This is a genomic window from Roseimaritima multifibrata (assembly GCF_007741495.1).
Taxonomy (GTDB): domain Bacteria; phylum Planctomycetota; class Planctomycetia; order Pirellulales; family Pirellulaceae; genus Roseimaritima; species Roseimaritima multifibrata.
In genome coordinates, this window is the sequence record NZ_CP036262.1 from 5622274 (window position 1) to 5642735 (window position 20462).

Sequence of the window (20462 nt, forward strand, 5' to 3'; positions counted from 1 at the left end):
CACTTCGGACGGACCGATCGGTCTATTTCGCAGGCGACGAAACCTGCCAAGGTCAATCGTTCGGTTGATTTCCATTGTCAATCACCACGGGAAGTCCGCTCTGCACGGACTCCGCTGCGGCCAAACACATGGCAACCGACCAGCGTCCGTCAACGCCCGTTGTGGTGAGTGGTTTTCCATCGCGAACCGCCGCGGCGAGCATTGCAATCTGGTCTTCTAATTCAAAGACCTCTCCTGTCATCTTCTCAATCGGAATCTCTTTTACCGATTGCCCATCGGAGGCTTTTAGGAAGAAATGAGGATGTCGGGTTCGGTCCATCGCACCACTCCAACCGGCCCACAACGATCCCTTGGTCCCCGCGACCTTGACGGTTTGATGATGTTCGAACATCGATAGCGTCTGAGTAACCACCGCCTGAGCCCCACCGTCAAATTTTACGATCGCACTGAAGTTGTCTTGCAATTCGGGGTGATTGGGTTGGCGAGAATTTGCCGAAGCGAACACCGTCTGCGGGTCGCCAACCGACTGCAGGTACCAACGAGCAAAATCGAAGAAGTGAATCGGTTCTTCCAATATCCAATTGCCGACACGATCGATGTCGTATCGCCATCCATCCGAGCCTTGCCGATAAGGATTCCGCGATAGTTCCACCAACACATACTGCGGCGTTCCAATAAATCCTTCGTCGATCAATTGCTTCACACGGCTCCATAGTGACGACAGCCTCAGTTCATGCCCGACCGCCAACAGCCGTTTGTGTTTCGCAGCAAGTTGCAATAGATCGTCACACTCGGCCAAATTCAGGCACATCGGTTTTTCTAGCAACAGATGTTTGCCCGCATTTAAAACATCCGCAGCGACGCGATGATGCAGATGGCTTGGCAAAACAACATCCACAACATCGATATCGTCACGTTTAAGAAGTTCGCGATAATCGGCGACGACGCTGGCTTCCGGAAAAGCATCGCGAGCGGCTTGGCAACTCGCTTCAGAATTTGCCGCGATTGCGACAAGATCGACGTCGGCGGTATTACGAATCGCTTCCGCATGACACTTACCCCATGCGCCGAATCCGATCAGTCCAAATTTTGTCACTGCCATCTGTTGTTAGGTTCCCTGTTTTTAGAATGCTATTTTGGATCGTTATTCAGCCGGTTTGCCGCGAACCAGCAGCCGAGGTGCTACCGAAGTCGCGATCAGGGGCGGTTATGCTTGTTTTTGTGGAGTCGCAAGCGATGCGAGAACCCGCCGTTTTCCGGTGAATGAGCGGCGTCCATGCATCACAATTCGGTTATCGACGAAAGCCAAATCTCCCGCCTGCCAAGGAACGTCAAAGGTTAAAGCTTCCGCCATTTGAGCCACTTCGATGACCGTGTCACGCGGAAGCGGAGTTCCATCTCCAAAGGTGATCGCTTTGGAGGGGTCGTTCCGATCGTCTTTCCAGCCCTGGAAGGCAGCGATCAATTGATTGAAAAACGATTTCCTTCCCGGTTCGATTTCATAGACGGCCGGCAAGGTTCGGCTGGTTGCACGCAAGCAGCCGTCGGCTTGCCAAACCCATGTGTATCCCAGCTCTCGCATCCGCTGCTCGGCTTCGTCACGATCGTTGGCGCGGAACGTACTTTGCCAATTGCGGCCCATCCCTGATGTCGGATCGGATTCGGAAGGCATCACCGTGCTGTACTGCAATCCTTTCGCTTCACAGTCCGCCGCGAACGTTGGAAAGCGTTCCGCGATTTGCTCAAACAACACATCCGATCGGCAGAGCGGCGTCGCACCTCCGGCTTCGGCAGGCTGTTGGCAGAAGAAGAACAACTGTGCGGGGAAGACCGGAGTCTGTGCCATTTCGTGGTGCAGGAAAATGGTCACATCCGAGGGCGCCTCGTTGGCAGAGAATATCCGTGGCGTGTAATTAATCCGGACGGCATTGGAGAGCGATTGCTCGTAGGGAAAATTCTCCAGATCAAATGCCGCGACGAACGCATCCACATCTTCAGGGACCGATAGTGGAAAGCCGCGAAACAGAATGGCTCCGTGTCGCTGCAGCTGCTGCATCAAATCCGCACGCTGCGATTTCGCCCACTCGATCGCGCCCGGAAGATCCGGTTTCGGACCATCGCATCCCAGCACCAACGGGAAGTCAGCGTCACCATATTTCTGCTGCCCGGCAACAAGCATGGGAGCGACAGACAAAGATTCGGAAGTCATTACGTCCAACGAAAATTTAAGGAAGCCAACGAAGAGAGTCCACTCGACAGAGCTAAGGTAACAAATTCCAAGTGGCCAATTGGCGGCTCCCTTTATTTTCGAATGGAGTCCTCCCTTAGAGCCTGCCAAACGGAGCACTTCCGGCCGACAGCGTGTGGTGTTAGCACGATCCGCACCTAGGGGAAGATCGCGCGACGCCGGCCCGGTAACTCACTCTGCAAAAGGGCCGGACGGCTTGCGCCGTGCCGCTAAGAACTAAAATCCTTAGCGGAAGGGCGCGAGCTCTCCGGCCCCGCAATCCACTCCGCAAAAGGGCCGGACGGCTTGCGCCGTGCCGCTAAGAACTAAAATTCTTAGCGGAAGGGCGCGAGCCCTCCGGCCCCGCAATCCACTCCGCAAAAAGGCCGGACGGCTTGCGCCGTGCCGCTAAGAACTAAAATTCTTAGCGGAAGGACGCGAGCTCTCCGGCCCCGTAATCCACTCCGCAAAAGGGCCGGACGGCTTGCGCCGTGCCGCTAAGAAGGGGCTTCCGGCAACGAAAAAAGGCGATCTCGACATGTGAAATCCATCATGCGAAATCGCCTTTAGCGCCCCCTAGTGGAGTTGAACCACTGTTTCCGGATTGAGGACCCGGCGTCCTGGGCCACTAGACGAAGGGGGCAAACGCTATTTTAGGTCCCCCAACGAATTTCTACCATCCGTGGAATGAGCCTGAACCGACGCCGAGGCAAATTCGATTCGACAATCTCGATGCGGATCGAAATCCAGGCCCCCCCCACAGTTGCTATCCCCCCTCTTTACCAGCTCCCGTGGCGTCTGGTTTTCTGATTGGACTTGCCATGCCCAAGTGGGATTCGGTAGTTTCCCAAACGTTCCACCTACGTCCTTCCTGAATGTTTCATTCCGCGGGAGGTTGGACGCCCCACCTTCACCGGAGCATTTTTTTCGTATGAGACCCTGTTTTACCAATCTGCTAAGAGGCCGTCTGGTGTTGCAGGTCGGTGCATGCGCACTGGGCGTCATGCTGCTGAGCGGATGCGGAATTACGAAAATGCAGGATGCGACCGACCAACTTGTCCTTAGCGACGCAGTCGATCACAGCATCGCAGCCATCGATTTCCGGCCGCTGACCGGCCACAAAGTCTATCTGGACACCACCTACATTAAAGCGGTTAAAAGTGTCGGATTTGTCAATTCCGATTACATCATCAGCTCGCTTCGGCAACAGGTCGTCGCCGCCGGATGCCATCTGCAAGACAGCCTGACCGACGCCGACCTGGTGATCGAAGTTCGCTGTGGGACGCTTGGTGCCGACGGACATAGCACGACTTACGGGATCCCCGCCAACAACGCCGTTTCCGCAGCCGCACAGGCACTGCCTCAAGCCCCTTCGGTTCCCACCCTGCCTGAAATCTCGTTTGCTCGCCGCGAGAGCAACGAAGGGGCCGCCAAGATTGCGGCCTTTGCCTATGACCGCGAAACCAGAGCTCCGGTATGGCAATCGGGAACATCCCAAGCGATGACGTCTGCCAAAGACACCTGGGTGCTTGGCATCGGGCCCTTCCAAGGCGGCACCGTTCGCGATTCAACTCGCCTGGCCGGCGCCGACATCGGATTTGGCGACGAAGAGACTCAAACTTCGCCCGTGCTGCCGCTTGATCGGCCTCCGGTCGATTTCACCGCCCAAGTCTACTTCGACGAAGGCTGGCCCTTAATGCGAAAGAACCGAACCTCTCAAATGCTGGTCGGGCCGGTCGAAAAATCGGACATCAGCGAGAAACCGGAAGAGGGGGAAGTCGCCCAGGCTGGATTCGAAGAGGACAAGAAAGCCCCCCCCAAAGAGAAAAAGAAGGGTCCCTAGTGAGCCGCAAGCGATCCGCTTGCGGGCTCTTGAATAACCACATCTTCTCAAACTTGATCGAAACCGCAGGCTTTAGGATTCAAGCGTGACCAGCAGGTCACCCGCTTCGACTTGGCTGCCTCGGTCCATGTTGATCGTGGCCACTTTGCCGTCGCAGGGAGCATTGATGGTGGTTTCCATTTTCATCGCTTCCAAAACCATTAGCTTCTGGCCTGCTTTGACTCGATCGCCGACATCGACGGCGACGTTGATTACCATTCCCGGCATCGAAGCACCGACCTGACCATCGACATTCGGATCGGCTTTGACCGCCGCCTTTTTCTCTGGTTCCAGGGCTCGGTCTTCAATCGTGACTTCGCGTGGCTGTCCATTCAATTCGAAGAAGACGGTCCGTGTCCCATCGGGATGCGGTTGCCCGGTGGCGAGGTACCTGACAATCAACGTCTTGCCACGTTCGATCTCGACAGCGATCTCTTCCCCCGGTTCTTGTCCATAAAAGAAGTTGGGCGTTGGCAGGACATCCACATCGCCGTACGTCTGCATATGCTGGGCATAATCTGCAAAGACTTTTTCGTACAACAACGACGACGCGGCGTCGCGGCGAGTCGCCGTTCCGCCCAGCTGTTCGCCAGCCTTTTGGAGAGCTGCATCGACGTCTGCGGGAGGCATCAGCGCCCCTGGACGTTCGGTCAAAGCCGGTTCGCCTTGTAGAATCGCTTCCATGATGGCGGGTGGGAATCCGCCAACGGGTTGTCCCATTCGCCCGGCGACCAAATCGATCACCGACGCGGGGAAGGCAATCGGTTTCTTTTGCTGCAAGACGTCTTCGGCGGTCAGTTCATTCTGAACCATAAAGAGTGCCATATCGCCAACGGCCTTACTGGTAGGCGTCACTTTGACAATATCGCCTAACATCGCATTGACCGTCGCGTAGGTTTTACAAACCTCCGCCCAACGATCCGAAAGCCCTAAGGCTCGGGCCTGCTGGAAGAGATTGGTATACTGCCCACCCGGCATTTCGTGTTCGTACAAATCGCCGGTCGCCGGCAGCACTTGGCTTTCGAACGGGAGGTAGAATTCGCGAGCGGCTTGCCAGTAAGTCGCCAAGTTCGTCAAGACTTCCGTCTGCAGGGCACTTTCGTGCGAGGAATTCCGCAGTGCTTCGACCAGGGTATTCAGATTGACCTGAGACGTACCACCGGAAAGTGGCGCAAGTGCCGCATCCGCAATCTGCAGCCCCTCATCCGCAGCCGCCAAAATCGAGGCCGCTTGCGTGCCCCCCGTATCATGAGTGTGGAAGTGGATCGGGATCCCAACTTCCTCTCGCAAGGCTTTCACCAGCATGCGAGCGGCCGCAGGCTTGCACAATCCAGCCATGTCCTTGATGGCCAGCAGATGCGCTCCCATGCTCTCCAGTTCCTTCGCCAAACCGACGTAATACTTCAGGTCGTATTTCGTTCGCTTCGGATTCTGCAGGTCTCCTGAGTAACAGATCGACGCTTCGCAGATCTTGCCTGAATTCAAGACCGCGTCCATCGCGACCTTCATGTTGGGAACCCAGTTCAAAGCATCAAAGACGCGGAACACGTCCATTCCCGCGTCGGCTGCTTCTTCGACGAACAACTGAACCACGTTGTCGGGGTAGTTGGTGTACCCGACCGCGTTACTTGCTCGCAGCAACATTTGAAACAGGATGTTGGGGACCTCTTCGCGGAGGTCGGCCAAACGCTGCCAAGGACTTTCTTTCAGGAACCGCATGCTGGTATCAAACGTGGCCCCTCCCCACATTTCCAGCGAGAACAACTGAGGCGCCAAGCGGGCGTATGCCGGCGCGATCTGCAGCATGTCGTAGGTTCGCACGCGCGTTGCCAACAAAGACTGATGGGCATCCCGCATCGTCGTGTCGGTGAACAACAACCCTGACTGCTGATCGATCCATTTCCGCAGCCCAGGGATCCCCTCTTTCAGGAACGCGGTTCGGCTGCCATCGGGGATCGCTCCTTTGGCTTCTGGAACCGGAGCTGGTTGTCGGCGAGTCGCCACGGGACGTCCGACGACAAGCGGATTGCCATTAACAATCTGCTCGGCCAGAAACGTCAGCAGCTTCGTCGCACGATCGCGGCGTTTGGGCAGTTGCACCAATTCCGGAGTCTGGTCGATCAACCGCGTGGTCGCTTCACCAGCCAGGAAGATTTCATTGTTCACCAACCGCATCAAAAACGGAATGTTCGTTTTGACTCCGCGAATCCGAAACTCTTGAAGGACGCGGTCCATTCGCCGCGAGGCTTCTTTCAACGTCCGTCCACGAGCGGTCACTTTGACCAGCATCGAATCGTAAAACGGATTGACGACGGCTCCGGAGAAGGCACTTCCGGCATCCAAACGAATCCCTAAGCCAGCGGCTGAACGGTAGTGACTGATCCGTCCGTAATCGGGCCGAAATTCATTTTCGGGATCTTCGGTGGTGACCCGGCACTGCATCGCAAAGCCATTGGTGCGAAGTTCGGACTGGGGCGGCAACCCCAATTCTTCATCGTCCAGCTTATACCCCTGAGCGACCAAGATCTGCGACCGCACCAAGTCGATCCCGGTCACTTCTTCGGTGACGGTGTGTTCGACCTGGATCCGTGGATTGACTTCGATGAAGTAGAATTGTTGTTGGTCGACGTCGTACAGGAATTCAACTGTACCAGCGTTTTCATAGCCGACTTGGCGGCCAATTTTCAGGGCGGCTTCACACAGTTCTTCACGAATGCTGGGGGCTAGGTTCGGAGCCGGCGCCAGTTCCACAACTTTTTGGTGACGACGCTGAACGCTGCAATCACGTTCGTACAGATGGAGCAAGTTATTGTGACGATCGCCCAGCAGCTGGACCTCCAAGTGACGAGCTCGCTGAACAAAACGTTCGACAAAAACCTCGTCGCTACCAAACGCGGTCTTCGCTTCGCGTTGGGCTTGCTCAAATTGGCTGGCGACCTCGTCCGCTTTGTGTACGACTCGCATCCCACGACCGCCCCCCCCTTTGGCGGCTTTCAGAATAACAGGGAATCCCATTTCCTCGGCGATCGACACCGCTTCTTCAGCTGATTTAAGAGCAACGTTCGTCCCCCCCAGGACGGCTACTCCCGCTTCGGTTGCGACCTGCCGGGCCGACATTTTGTCCCCCAGAACCCGCAGCGATCGCACGCTTGGTCCGACAAACAGGATTCCAGCTTCTTCCAAGGCCTCGGCAAATTCCGGATTTTCCGACAAAAATCCGTAACCGGGATGAACGGCGTCGATTTCGTGCTCCAGGCACAGCCGCACGATTTCGGGAATATTCAGATAGGATCGAATGGGTTCCCCAGCGACACCGATCTGATACGCCTGGTCGGCCTTGAAGCGGTGCAGGGCGTAACGATCTTCATGGGAATAGATCGCAACGGTGCGAATACCGAGTTCGGTGGCACTGCGAAAGACGCGAGTCGCAATTTCACTGCGGTTTGCGACTAAAAGACGCTTGATCGGGCGAACGCTCATGGAAGTGTCGAAGGGGGTAGGTGGCAAGTTAGTCAATCGAGGAAGGAGGAATTTAACCTACTAACTACCTACAATGCCAGAAGGCCGCCCCTAAGTTATGAGCGAAAGCGACCCCGGCGCTACCCCAAACCGCAAAACTGCCACGGTCGACGCGGGTGGTGGTCCGTAGGAGAGGGAATCAGAACCCAAATTCCTAGCGGAACGGGGAGAGCCCTTCGGCCCAAAAACCACTCCGCAAAACGGCCGGACGGCTTGCGCCGTACCGCTAAGAAAGGATCGCGAACCACAAATTCTTAGCGGAAGGGCGCGAGCCCTCCGGCCCCGCAACCACTCAGCAAGAAAGGCCGGACGGCTTGCGCCGTACCGCTAAGAAAGGATCCCGAATCACAAATTCTTAGCGGAAGGGCGCGAGCCCTCCGGCCCGAAAACCACTCCGCAAGAAAGGCCGGACGGCTTGCGCCGTGCCGCTATGAAAGGATCGCGAATCGCTTTAGCTTGCTTCGTCCAACAACCCTCCACCGGTCACCTGACCGGCCGGCTGACGATTGTAGGTTTGCGGGCGAGCGGTACTCGGTAGCAGCAACCTTAGAAAGTGGCTGGTGGTATCGGCCAAATGATACTGGCAGACAAACAGCGACAAAGCCTCCTCTCGCACCAAATCAATCTCACTCGAAAGTTTTTGACAGCGATCCAGCAATTCACTGGCGAGCGTCAATTCATCTGCATCGGCGGGTGCCTGCCGCAATGCATCGCGAAGCGAATAGACTGGCCGGTCGCTGGCGACCCGACTGAGCAGTGCGCTGCGATGTTCCAGCAGTTTTTCCAACTGGTCCAACCCCAACCGCAAACCGACCGTCGCTTCGGGCAACGACGCGAATGCACCGTCTTTCGTCAATCCTCGAGTCGTTTGGACTGCGGCATTCAGCTCTCCGACAGCCGTTTCCATCTGATCTAAATATTCGGTTAGATCTTCATACCAATTTGCATCGACCATTTGATTACCCTCGACGAAGCGTGAATAAATCGTACATCGGGTCGGCGATTTGATCGGCCGATGCCTCGGTCATCTCTTCCACCAAAACCTGATCCAATTGTTTCTGAAAAATCTCTTCGGTTTGCCCACCATGAAAATAGGCTGGCTTGGTAACCGTTTCTCGCATGGAGGCCAACATCTGCCCGAACATCGTTTCTCCGACGAACTGCCGGAACGCATCCTTCATTTCACTTGTCTCTTCGCCATCGACCGACAGCCCACTACCGGAGGGCGCGTTATCGGCAGCCAGTCCGCCCACTCCCGGCGCACCTAAACTCTCCTGCTTGGCCAACAAATTGCTAGCCGAGTTAGTCTGGGACATCGCCGTAGCGGAATAGCGTTGGCCCACCAACGGATTTGATGAAAGGTCCATATCGTTTTGCCTACTGGAAGATGACCTCGCCATACAAATCGCCTTTTAACTTCAGCGTTTTGATAATGGCGATCAGGTCTTCGGTGGGAACATCCAACGCATTGAGAGCGTCTGCAAGATTCTTAAGTTTGGCGTTCTGCTGTGGAGGTGCTTGAGGATCCAGCGGCATGGTGGTATCCAGTGGAACAAATGTCTTCATCGGAACCGCTTCGATCCGTAGACCTCGATGCGAAATCAACACGGGCGCGATTTCAACATCTTCGCCAATCACCACAACTCCGTCTCTCTCATTGATCACGACGCGTGATGAGTTTTTGGGTAATTGAATCGGGATATTCAGAATCAGCGAAATGAAACTGACGGGGTTTTCCCGATAAACCGGCGGGATAGGAACTTCCACATAAGATTGACCGATCGCACGCGCCTTCAAGGCACGATCCGAAGCGTTCGCGTTCGCTCCCGCGATTCCAATCGTGATCTCGCCCAAGTTGTTGATCTCTTCTTCGATCCGAAACGCTGTGTCAAAGGTCGCGAAATCTCGATTGATAATCAGAGTGATTTTTCCGCCGGCAGAAAACGAGGTGTTAACCGTCGCTTCCATCTTTGCGCCTCCTTGGATGGTTGCCGTGGTCCGAGCCTCATCCGGTGATAACTGCAGCGGCCCTTCCGCCAATGCGAAGACTTTCTGATTATCCGAGCGAGGTCCCAACAGCGGCGTCAGCATTAAGTAACCACCTTCCAGGCTTTTAGCGCTGATCGCGTTCACTCGCAGATTGATGGTGTCTCCCTGCTGTGCACCGGTGGGCGGGATCTGTGCCGAGACAAAAACGAGGGCAACATTTTTGGCCGTTTCAACATCGCTTAAATCCAGCTGGCCCGCCATGTCGCGATCGACTTGACCTCCCATCAATTGCATCATCCGTGCCAGGGCTCGAGCCGTCGGGCGAGCGTTCGGGTCTCCGGTTCCCTGCAGGCCCACGACCAACCCCAGACCTTGCAGCGTATTTCCCTCCTGACCTTTCAGGCGGCAGATATCCCCTAACATCAGTCCACCAGCAACCCCAGGCGAAGCGGGCACCAACAGCGACGCCCCTCCAACCATCAGCGCGAGCAGGAGGGCCGAGATGAACCGAGGAAACATAATAAATTCGCCGTGGAAGAACGTGAGCGGATAAAAAGTGAGTGACCGGAAGGACTCAGAATGGTTGGAAACGATCAAGCAAGCGTGTGAACCAACCACGTTCATAACCTTCGCGAATCCGGCCTCGTTCGTCTTTGCGGATTTCGGCATCCAGAAGATCACGGCTAAGCAGCACGTTGTCAGGCCCGATATCTCTGGCTCGACAAACGCCGATCAACGAGGTTTCAAAGACACTATCGTTCACCCAAATTGATTTATTTGCTTCTAAAACCAAATTCCCGTTTGGCAAAATGTCGACGATCTCTGCAGCAATATTGAAAGACAACGATTCTTGGGATTGGATCGATGAATCCGCACGGTACTGCGACTGCATCGTCCCACCGATCTCGGGATCCCCCGACGGCTGAGGTGCCGGCGAAAGCTGTCCACCGGTCAACCGCACCCACTCTTCCAGAACGATGTCGTAGATCCCATTCTTTCGCGAGGAGGCTTTACCTTGAGCCCGCATCTGAGCGATTTCGTCGACCCGGATGGTGACCACGTCGTGCTTTGCATACTGCTGAAGTGGCGGTGGTGGTACATACGTCCAACTGGCTTGGCTGAGATTCGCTTGAGGCCCATAGTTACTCGGACCGGGCATCGGATATTGCCCCTGGCCCGCAGGCTGGCCGGCCATCCCCGGAGGGTAGTTTGCACCCGGATTTGCCATCGGAGGCGGCTGATGAAAAAGGCTACTCTCTTGAGCTGCCAACGGTCCACTGACGGCAGCCCCAAGGAGGGCTCCAACCAGAAGTAAAATCCGTTTGCCGGTTCTGCGTACGTGAGTCAAAGGAATGTTGTTCATGGCGAGAACCTCGCTGGGGTCTGCGGGGGTCGCGTCAAGATTTCAACTTTGCCCGGTGCGACGACTCGAGCCAACAATCGACGTCTCGGTTCCGATGTTTCAACTTGAATAAGCCTCCCATGGCTCCCTTCCTCCATCGCTTTGCCTCCGGTCCGGACGACGATCCCGCCTCCAACAACACAAATTTCCAATAGGTCTCCGCGTTGAATCAAAATCGGCGCCCCAACGTTAAGCTTTTCCAGGGGACGGCCCTGATAAACATTGTCCTGTAACTGCTGTCCGACCACGGAAGCGATGTCCAGGACCATTCCCTCCGTCGAATCCCCTTTTTCCAGAGGAGCGAGGACGAGGTCGGCAGGTGAGAGGATCTGGCCGCGTCGCAACATCCTTGTCGCCGTCGCAACGAGGGGCAGGGGAGGTTCTTCCGCCGTCGGTGGCGGAACCACCACGGACGCCGTAATTGCCGAGGAGAGGGGCAGGGAAGTCGTCTGTTGAAAACCGGTCCGCTGAATGGGCACTTTGGCTGCGGAACGCGGGTTCGCAACAAGGGTCGACGGCACGTCCGGTTTCGCTACTGTCGTTGTTCCAGCAGAGACCGACGACTGCGGTGTGACCGGAGCGGAATTTTGTTGGCGAGCCAAATCGGTTGATGCGACAGACGCCTCCACCGCAATCGACATGGGCCCCGACCAACGAATCGCGGTAGTCGGTCCAACGCGACGCGATAGCGCATCGGCGATCCGTTGCCGTTCCAGCGTCAGACTGCGGCCATCTGGAGGCAACAAACCAACCACCAGGGCTCCGAGCGACTCCCATTCGGCAGGAACAGTACCGATCGGTTTGGCGACATCTCGCAACCGAATCAAGGATGACTCGGTTGAAACCTGCCCCAAGGACTGCAGCGCCCAGATTTGCGGAGCGGCATGTGGCGAGACCTGGGCGTGCGCAATCGCACACCACCCGATCCACACCAACAATACTCCCATCCGGTTACCGATCAAAATAAGACACTCACATGTAGAAAAGGAGACGAAAACCAACAACACCCACTCAGAACTTTGATCCTTAACATCGTTACTAGAATCGTCGCAAGTTCGAAATCGTTTGCATCATCTGGTCGCCGGCCTGGACCGCTTGACTGTTCAGTTCAAAGGCTCGCTGGGTGGTGATCAAATCGATCAACTCCTGCACCGGTTCGACGTTGCTGGCTTCTAAATATCCCTGGTTTAGGACTCCCAACCCATCGTCGCCGGGGTTTGCGTCCAACGCTTGCCCGGAAGCGTCGGTCTGCTGGTACATGTTCTCCCCAACTTTCAACAGACCATCCGGATTAACGAACTGCGAAAGCTGCACCTGGCCCAGTTCCGCAAGTTCAACCTGCCCAGGCAGGCGAGCCATGACCACACCGTTGGTATTGATCACAACGTTCGTGGCGTCTTGAGGTATATCAATGGGCGGATCAAGCAGACGTCCAGTCTGAGCCGACCCGATCACCAGTTGACCATTGGCGTTGATGTCAAGGTTACCGGCTCGGGTATACATCGGCGTTTGGGTACTGGGGTCGGTGACCTTCAAATACCCTTGCCCCTGGATCGCGACATCCAGATCACGGCCGGTAGGCTGGAGCGTTCCTTGACGTTGATCGGTTTGGGTACTGGTCACCCGGACTCCCAGCCCGACCTGGGTTCCTACCGGCGTAGGATTCTGCTGTGCGTCCATCGCCCCCGGATAGACCTCGTGCCGGTAGAGCAGGTCCTCAAAATTCGCACGGTCTTTCTTGAAGCCCGTCGTATTGATATTGGCCAAATTATTAGCGATCACATCCAACTTGGTTTGCATCGCATCCATACCGGTGGCGGCGGTATACAGCGTTTGAACGCTCATCGTCAGGTTCCTCGAACAACGGGGTGTTTTACTATTTAGTTTTCAATGACTTACAAAACGCGCGAGACCAACTGACCGGTCACTTGATCCTGGTTTTGAATCATTCGGACATTGGCCTCGTAGACCCGCGAGGTCTCAATCAGTTCCATCATCGCCGACGTCGGATTGACCCCCGACTGCTCTAACGCCCCGGTGACTACCGGACGTTCCGTCGCATCGGCAAGGTCAAATTCGGCAAGCGGTTTGAATTCATTTCCCCCCAGGTGAGCCAAATCGCCAAGCGATTTTGGGCGGGCGATCATCAATTCTTGTTGAATGCCCAGCTGGTCAATTCGGCCTCCGTCCAAGGTCTGATAGGGCAAGCGAGGATCGATTTGAATCGGTTTCCCATCTTTGCCCATCACCTGCTGTCCGGACTGAGTGATCATTTTTCCTGATGCATCAAAGAGGAAATTGCCCGCTCGGGTGAGACGTTGCTCGTCCCCCTCTTCGACGACAAAGAAGGACCCTTCCTCGTTGATGGCAAAATCGGTCTTATTTCCTGTTTGCCGGATCGGACCGACCGCAAACTGCGTCTGAACTTCCTGAGCGGTCACCCCACCACCCACGTCATCGGCACCTCCCAGTCCTGGCGAAATATTCCCCTCTTCAATCATTTCGGAGAAACGAGCCTGCAGGATCGCGTTTTGAGGGCGGTAGCCTGGAGTTTCCACATTTGCCAAATTGTTACTCAATACCTGCAGTCGGTGATTCTGAACATTCGCACCGGCCGCCGACATATAGACGCCATAGGACATATTTATTTTTCGTCGGAAAGCGGAATCCCCCCCGATTTCGACAACTTCCATTTGTCCATATCAATTAAACGAGCGACGGAGCAAGAGCGGATGCAGCGGGTCATAATGAAATCTCCAGCCAAACTGAATCTTTTTCTGGAATTACATCGTCGTCGCGAGGATGGGTTCCATGAACTGGAAACGGTGATGGTTGCTATCGATCGCTGCGACCAGTTGTCGATCACTCGGCGAGACGATTCGGAATTGAATGTCACCGCCCAGTGGTCTCCCTCGCAAGCCGCCTGGGAACAACAGCTACCGGGCATGCCCGCCGGATCGCTTGATCTTCCGCAGGGGGAGGGCAACCTGGTCTATCAAGCCGTCCAGCGGTTCCGACAACGGTGCCAGATCAAACACGGGTTCGATATCCACATCGAAAAAACCATTCCAGCCGGAGCGGGGATGGGAGGCGCCAGCAGCAACGCCGCCTGCAGCTTGCGAGGGGTCGCCAAACTGAGCCAAATCCCCCTCTCCGATGCAAGGATACGGCAAACCGCAGCGGAAATAGGAAGTGACGTTCCGTTCTTCTTAGGGCCAACCACCGATCAAGACGCAAAGCCGGAAGGAAGCGACGCTAGCAATCCTCTAACCAAAGGCTCGGCCGCTTTGGCAACCGGTCGGGGCGAACAATTGGCCGAAGTGGCGTTGGCGGCTCCCATTTCCTTTGTGGTCTGCTTTCCTCCCCACCCCTTATCAACCGCCGCAGTCTACTCAATCTGCCAAGTGCCAGTGAATCCATGTTCAGCGGAGGAACTTTTGTCGACTATGGCGAAAGGGCCTCTGGAGAAGCTTTCCTCCCTTTTATTTAACCGTTTAGGGAAACCAGCATCGACTATCTGTCCACCGATGGCCGACTTATTAGAAAGCATGCGCAGCATTGGCTTGAACGGATGTCAACTGACGGGAAGTGGGTCGGCCTGTTTCGGAATTGCAGAATCCCTTGCGGACGCAAACCGAATCGCCACAGAATTATCGAAGGCGGGTTATCCGGTTTCCTTCGCGGCGTCCCCACTTCCGTTGCCAACTCCGCTACAGTAGTGATTGCTGATCACAGAAACGCAACCGGTTAGGGAGGGTCGGACGATGGAAATTACTGAAGTGCGGATCAAATTGATGGACGATTCAGAAGATCGCCTGAGAGCATTCTGTTCGATCACCATTGATCATTGCTTTGTAGTCCGAGATCTGAAAATTATCGAAGGGTCCAACGGACCATTTGTGGCGATGCCAAGCCGCAAACTAACAAGCCATTGCAACCGTTGTGGCTACAAGAATCATTTGCGCGCAGGTTTCTGCAATCAATGCGGTTCAAAATTCAGACGCGAGCAGTCGAACGATTATGACTCGCCACAAAAACTGTACGCCGATGTCGCGCACCCGATTAACAGTGAATGCCGCGAACTAATCCAAACAGCGGTTGTCCGGGAACTGGACGCGGAACTGAGTCGAGCCGGTCAGCCGGGCTATCGGTCTCGGTACGATGACGAGTTTGATATCGAAGACGTATTGACCGAAGGCATCGAACCGCCGCCGGCCGCTGCGACTCAAGATTCAGCGTCATCGCAGCCCGCCAAAGGATCGCCGCCGAAGCCACACTTCCAGCGCAGACGCGAAGATCAGAATCGGCCGGCACCTCAAGAGCGAGAGAGAGCAGAATCTCCACGCAAATCAGATGACGACCAACAAGATGGTTTTGGCGCAGGGATTTTGTAGCTGCCCCCGTTTCAAGCTAACGCCTCCACCAAGGTACCGCAGAGCTTGCGATAGCTCTTTGAGGCGACAATCACTGAACCGCTAGCCCGGTAAAGGGAAAGATACCCGAAGCGGTTTCAGCGACAGGAATGAATTCCCTGCGGTGCGGCAACGCTTATCCCAACCGTCTTGTGTACAGCACCCATTCGGCTGTTAGAAAACCGATGGCTGCCAACAGCAACCAACGCCACAATTCGCTTCTTGCGCTGACTTCAACCGTTCCCTCATCCGCTCGCAAGATCGCGTTCTCTCGCGCCTCATCGATGATTCGAATTTGATCTCCCTCTTGAACATTCTGGTCGGTCGCTGCCGGACCGTCGTTGACACGGACCAGTCCCTGTTGCAACCAACTGAGGATTTGAGTTTCCGTGCCTGCTTCCATCGCTAACATCACATCCTTGACCGGGTTTCCATCCTGAAGGGCGGGAACGGTGTACTCGTTATCAAACTGCGCGACCGGACCGATCTGGCGAACCGCAGGCCGCTGCAGTTGGCTTTCCGTTTTATCAAACAGATTGATCGTAAAACCGCCTAGTGACAGGCCATCCGATTCCAGCGTGTACAACCCTGGCTGCTCGGTGTTTGCCATCGACACGGTTCCTCCTGGTGAAACCGCGATCGATTCCGTCTTTCCATCTGGCCCAGTCAGCTGCACGTCGGTCAAGCGATTGTCGACGCGCATCGATACCGTTTCGCCTGGGCGATAGGAGGGGGACGAACTGCTATCGACGGCTCCTCCCAGATGACGCAGCAAATTCAAAACGAACACCGGCCAGCTCCGCTGCACGGGCCAATCGGTATTGAAGGCGGCCCCGCCATCGACGGTTGACAAAATTTCGAATCCGACGACAAGGTCTTGGTAACCCGAACGCGGAGCCAGAACCATCATGGGACCACTATCGGCGGTCAACAAATCGACCGCTCCGGCGGGCGGGACCAAGGGACGCCCTTCAACGATCTGCAGTGAATACAGTTCAAGAAAACGCATCAAGGGATGCGTCCGATCGATGTCGATCAGCAAGACCGGCGACGAAACGTCCAGTTGTTCCCAGCCCTGCGGTGGGATGGATCCGATAAAAATCGTATTCGTTCGCGGCATCGTCTCCGGTGCGGTTCGATCGTAGATGATCAAATCGTCCAGCCCAGCGTTGGCACGTTCTAAATATTTCGGCGATTTGAGATACGACGGGGGAACGACCTCCAACAGGCAAACCTTAGTGGTTTCCTCGGTCTGCAGCGCTAACTCCAAAGGCCGATTCCCAGTCGTGACCAACAGAACCGACACGGTTCGCATCGGAGCGATCGCAGCATAGGCAACATTATCGATTTTCAACGCATCGGGAACGATCGGGTTCCCTTTGGCATCATAGACCTCCAATTCCAATTTCAACTCCGCCGATTCACTATTGGAAAGCTGAAAAGGGGCTCCCGCTTCTTCACCGGCAGGAATACTGACCTCGATCGCGTCGACAAATTCGCCATCCATGCTAAGCGTGGCATTAAACGTCTGCTCACGATTACTGGTATTTGCGATTCGAGCAAACGCTTCGACCGTTTCAGGCGATTCAGGATTTCGTTGGGCGCTAAACGCGACGATCCCGACATTGGAAGCTTCTTCACTTCCGACCGGCACATAAACAGCATGCAAGTTTTCCAAATCGAAATCGGTCACATTGGGAAACCCGCCGTCGGAGTAGATCAACAAATCGGCTGGCAACGCATCGGCCACTTGGTAGTCTTGGGTGTTTCCCGCTTCACTGGTCCGGTTGGGGTTCGCTAATCCGGCTGCCGCCTTCAGGGCTTCGCGAATATCGGTTGGACGATCGGTTTGAACCGCCCGCTGCAGCGCTTCACGCAATCGATTTCGGTCCGCCGTAAAGGACTGCAACACCTCGGCTCGATCATTAAACGCAATCAGCATGGCGACATCGCTATCGTCCATCCGGTCAATCCGATCACGCACCAGTTTCTTGGCCGCATCAAACCGCGTGACTCCGGCTTCTAAATCGGTCGCCCGCATGCTCGCCGACGTATCAAGCAATAAAATGAGACGTTCATTTTGAGAATCGGTCCCTTCCCAGCCTGGACGCAGCAAGGCAAGCGCCGCCATCGCCACCACCAACAACTGCAACAGCAGCAACAAACTTCGCCGCAACTTTTGCAGCAAACTATTAACGTGCAGGTCCTCGATCGTGCGTGACCAAAGGAACGTACTGGGAACGACCATCGGCTGACGCCGAAGTTTCAAAAAGTAAAGCAGGATGATTCCCAGCGGAACCATCCCCAGCAAAACCCATTGCCAAGGGAGCAGGGCAGGCAGAATATTCACCGCACGACTCCTCGTTCACGCAAGTAACGTGTCACCATTTCATCCACCGGCATATCCGTTCGAGCCAACATGTATGTAATCGAACGGCGACTGCAAAATCCTCTCGCGGTATCGACAAATGCTTCGACCGTTTCTCGGTATCGATCCAACAAGTGACGATTAATCGTCACTTCCGCAAGATCTCCGTCTTCACTATCCACCAGCTTTAAATCCCCTTGCAGCGGCGGCTCCAATTCCTCGGGCGCCAGCAAGTGGATCACGTAGACATCCATCCTACGTCCCAACAGCATCCGCAACGCTTGCTCGTAGCCTTGCTTGTCCAACAAATCGGTGATCAATACGGCGATCCCACTTCCCGAATTCCGCAGGGCGAAATCTTTCACGCCTTCATACAAGGAAACGTTTTCTCCCGGTTGAACACTTTGCAGGTACTGCAACATCCGCCAGAGATTTGACTTGCCTCGCATCACAGGCGCCTGCGTCCCACGCTTCCCCAAGGCCGTCACTTTGACGCGATCCGCCCGGCACAACCCGATATACCCCAAACATGCGGCCAATTGCTTGGCAACATGCAACTTGGTCGGATCGCCGAAGTTCATCGATTCACTCGCATCGATCAACGCATAAAAATGGAGATCCTCCTCCTCAAGGAACATTTTCAGAAACAACTGATCCAGACGTGCGTAAAGATTCCAGTCGATCTGCCGCAAATCGTCTCCGGCGACGTAATTTCGGAAATCGGCGAATTCAACGCTCTGTCCCTTCCGACGACTGCGACGCTCGCCCTTCATTCGGCCGCGAAAGACCTTTCGAGAAACCAACTCCAATCGCTCCAGTCGAGCCACCAGATCGGCGGGGAGCAATTCCGTGGCAACTGTGGACATACCGAACTCAAGCTCAAAGACAAGGATGTGCGGAGGCAGCGGCGAAATCCCAGAAAACGCGGCTGAAATGCAAGGCCATCTTAGCACCGGGCGAAGCGCGCAGCGACTGACCTCTGTGCAGATCGCCATTTCCAACCACCCTCGCACCGATCGGTAGAGACCATTGGCTTCACAGGCTGTCGATCAAGCGTTTGTCCCCTTTTGCTCGGGACGTGCAATCAATTGGTGAAGAAAGTCTGGCTCCCCTCTCCCCTAAGCGAGCTCTTTGGTGCGGAAGAAATCTCTGCTAGCTCATTGCGTGATCTCTGCCTCTTTGTTTGATCTAGTGGAGCTTGCTTGAGGGCGAGGGGAGCCAGACTTTCTTCACTTATTCTTTTCACGTCCCGCTGGTCTAAAAGCAGCACTCAGACTCGGATGGGCAGGGTTGAAATCGCAACCGATCAATCGCACGTCCTCCGCGAAAGAACGCCTCCTTAAAGCTACTTTCGCAGAGCGAAAGGCTTGACAACCCCATACCCGACACCTAACATCCCTAGTGAGATTAAGTCTCATTATCAACCTATGTCAGCCAGCCATTATTTAGCCAGCCAGTCACGTGGGACCCTGCCGTCGCCTCTCCCTGAGGCGTCCTTCGTTTTCCTCTGACACCCCCTGATTGGCTATGTCTCGATTTAGCTCCCCCACGTCTCCATCTTCTCAAGCCCGTGGCTTTACACTCGTCGAATTATTGGTGGTGATCGCCATCATCGGTGTTTTGGTCGGGTTGTTGCTTCCCGCCGTGCAGGCTGCCCGCGAAGCAGCACGCCGCATGCAGTGCAAAAACAACGTGAAACAAATCGCGTTGGGAATGACGATGCACGAGCATACGTTTGGGCACTACCCTTATTCTCGAACAGGTTCGCTGTGGCGTATTCTCGACTTCGTCGAGCAATCGACTTTGGCAGACACCTTCAACGAAGCCAAGCATCCCAATTACGCGATTCCGACCTCCAGTGAATACCGCTGGGGTTACAACGCCAGCATTGGAACGGACTGGAGCAACAAAGCGGACCTGGTCGTGGCAGCGGGAACCTCTTTGAGCGTTTTCCAGTGCCCCAGTGCGACCGGCACGCGGACGGTGGAAGACAGTGGCGTGGCGCTTGGCGTCGCGGACTACACAACCCCTCGCGTCCCTGCGCTGCGTCCAGTCGGGCACCCCCTGTATTACCAGAGTGGTGAGCCTCAAATGCAATTCAGCACTGCGATGACCCCCGCCTCGGGATCACGAAATCGCAATCCGCTGAATAAAGGTGGTAAGGCTAGAGACATCACCGATGGGTTAAGCAACACGATGATGTACTACGAATGTGTCGGTTCGCCCGAACTCTTTGTCCGAGGAAAAGTCGCGGCCTTGACCGGGGGTGCGAGCCTTGCATGGGCAGGTCGCGGGGACGGCGTCAAAATGCGTGCTTACGCTTCTGACAACCTAACAGCCGATACGTCGGGATCGAATCGGGGCCTGTCGTCGTCGGGCGACCCGACGATGCCGGACACGCCGACGGACTGTTCGGCATCCAGTGCCTGGGAAGCGACGATCGACACCTGTGGGAACTACAGCGTGATGAACCACACCAACAAAAGCCAACCCTACAGTTTCCACTCAGGAACCGTGAATGTCGGCATGTGTGATGGTTCTTCGCGGTCGCTCAGCGAGACCGTTGACATCGGCGTTTTCCTAAACTTAATGCTCCGCAACGACGGCCAGGTTCTGGGCGAATACTAACGGACCTCCTTTCATTCGGTCGGAGGGTTTTTGCG

At 55.4% G+C, this 20462-nt stretch carries 16 protein-coding genes and 1 tRNA gene; 4 read left to right on the forward strand and 13 right to left on the reverse strand.

All coding sequences use genetic code 11. From position 1 onward, the window contains the following. Positions 1-52: 52 nt before the first annotated feature. The 3 genes from FF011L_RS20410 to FF011L_RS20420 form a co-directional block, all read right to left on the reverse strand. Positions 53-1102: a Gfo/Idh/MocA family protein gene (locus tag FF011L_RS20410; RefSeq protein WP_145353778.1), complete on the reverse strand. Its 1050-nt coding sequence runs from the start codon at positions 1100-1102 to the stop codon at positions 53-55. A 105-nt stretch (positions 1103-1207) separates the two neighbouring features. Then, entirely contained in the window at positions 1208-2209 is a 1002-nt protein-coding gene (locus FF011L_RS20415) for a TauD/TfdA family dioxygenase (RefSeq protein ID WP_145353780.1), read from the reverse strand. Between the two features lie 588 nt (positions 2210-2797). Continuing rightward, positions 2798-2870 (reverse strand) — tRNA-Glu (locus FF011L_RS20420). 288 nt (positions 2871-3158) lie between these two features. Here FF011L_RS20420 and FF011L_RS20425 point away from each other — a divergent pair. Further along, positions 3159-4070, forward strand: a complete 912-nt coding sequence (locus FF011L_RS20425) for a DUF6655 family protein (protein ID WP_145353782.1) — start codon at positions 3159-3161, stop codon at positions 4068-4070. Between the two features lie 72 nt (positions 4071-4142). Here the strand turns inward: FF011L_RS20425 and FF011L_RS20430 are convergent, their stop codons facing one another. From FF011L_RS20430 to FF011L_RS20465, 8 genes are all read right to left on the reverse strand, one after another. Then, positions 4143-7589, reverse strand: a complete 3447-nt coding sequence (locus tag FF011L_RS20430) for a pyruvate carboxylase (RefSeq protein WP_145353784.1) — start codon at positions 7587-7589, stop codon at positions 4143-4145. A gap of 490 nt (positions 7590-8079) precedes the next feature. Beyond that, positions 8080-8583 carry a hypothetical protein gene (locus FF011L_RS20435; RefSeq protein WP_145353786.1) on the reverse strand — a complete coding sequence of 168 codons (504 nt, stop codon included), beginning with the start codon at positions 8581-8583 and terminating at the stop codon, positions 8080-8082. Between the two features lie 4 nt (positions 8584-8587). Continuing rightward, positions 8588-8995 carry a rod-binding protein gene (locus FF011L_RS20440; protein ID WP_145353788.1) on the reverse strand — a complete coding sequence of 136 codons (408 nt, stop codon included), beginning with the start codon at positions 8993-8995 and terminating at the stop codon, positions 8588-8590. 10 nt (positions 8996-9005) lie between these two features. Next, entirely contained in the window at positions 9006-10136 is a 1131-nt protein-coding gene (locus FF011L_RS20445) for a flagellar basal body P-ring protein FlgI (protein ID WP_145353791.1), read from the reverse strand. Between the two features lie 55 nt (positions 10137-10191). Then, positions 10192-10980 (reverse strand): flagellar basal body L-ring protein FlgH, encoded by a 789-nt coding sequence (locus FF011L_RS20450; RefSeq protein ID WP_145353793.1) that lies wholly within the window; start codon positions 10978-10980, stop codon positions 10192-10194. Next, positions 10977-11966, reverse strand: a complete 990-nt coding sequence (flgA, locus tag FF011L_RS20455; protein WP_145353795.1) for a flagellar basal body P-ring formation chaperone FlgA — start codon at positions 11964-11966, stop codon at positions 10977-10979. Before flgA ends, FF011L_RS20450 begins: the two co-directional genes overlap by 4 nt. Before the next feature lie 91 nt (positions 11967-12057). After that, complete coding sequence (gene flgG, locus FF011L_RS20460) at positions 12058-12864, reverse strand: flagellar basal-body rod protein FlgG (RefSeq protein WP_145353797.1); 807 nt, start codon at positions 12862-12864, stop codon at positions 12058-12060. Between the two features lie 50 nt (positions 12865-12914). Next, entirely contained in the window at positions 12915-13712 is a 798-nt protein-coding gene (locus tag FF011L_RS20465) for a flagellar hook-basal body protein (protein WP_246109538.1), read from the reverse strand. A gap of 54 nt (positions 13713-13766) precedes the next feature. On the opposite strand from FF011L_RS20465, the gene FF011L_RS20470 reads away from it, so the two are divergent. Together FF011L_RS20470 and FF011L_RS20475 are read left to right on the forward strand one after the other, a co-directional pair. Beyond that, positions 13767-14738, forward strand: a complete 972-nt coding sequence (locus tag FF011L_RS20470) for a 4-(cytidine 5'-diphospho)-2-C-methyl-D-erythritol kinase (RefSeq protein WP_218932770.1) — start codon at positions 13767-13769, stop codon at positions 14736-14738. Between the two features lie 45 nt (positions 14739-14783). After that, entirely contained in the window at positions 14784-15413 is a 630-nt protein-coding gene (locus FF011L_RS20475; RefSeq protein ID WP_145353801.1) for a SpoVG family protein, read from the forward strand. Between the two features lie 154 nt (positions 15414-15567). On the opposite strand, the gene FF011L_RS20480 is transcribed toward FF011L_RS20475, so the two are convergent. Beyond that, positions 15568-17781 carry a vWA domain-containing protein gene (locus tag FF011L_RS20480; protein ID WP_145353803.1) on the reverse strand — a complete coding sequence of 738 codons (2214 nt, stop codon included), beginning with the start codon at positions 17779-17781 and terminating at the stop codon, positions 15568-15570. Beyond that, on the reverse strand, positions 17778-18665 hold the full coding sequence (locus FF011L_RS20485; protein WP_246109539.1) for a DUF58 domain-containing protein: 888 nt from the start codon (positions 18663-18665) through the stop codon (positions 17778-17780). Before FF011L_RS20485 ends, FF011L_RS20480 begins: the two co-directional genes overlap by 4 nt. Before the next feature lie 661 nt (positions 18666-19326). On the opposite strand from FF011L_RS20485, the gene FF011L_RS20490 reads away from it, so the two are divergent. Next, complete coding sequence (locus FF011L_RS20490) at positions 19327-20427, forward strand: DUF1559 domain-containing protein (RefSeq protein WP_145353807.1); 1101 nt, start codon at positions 19327-19329, stop codon at positions 20425-20427. The last annotated feature ends 35 nt before the right edge of the window (positions 20428-20462 follow it).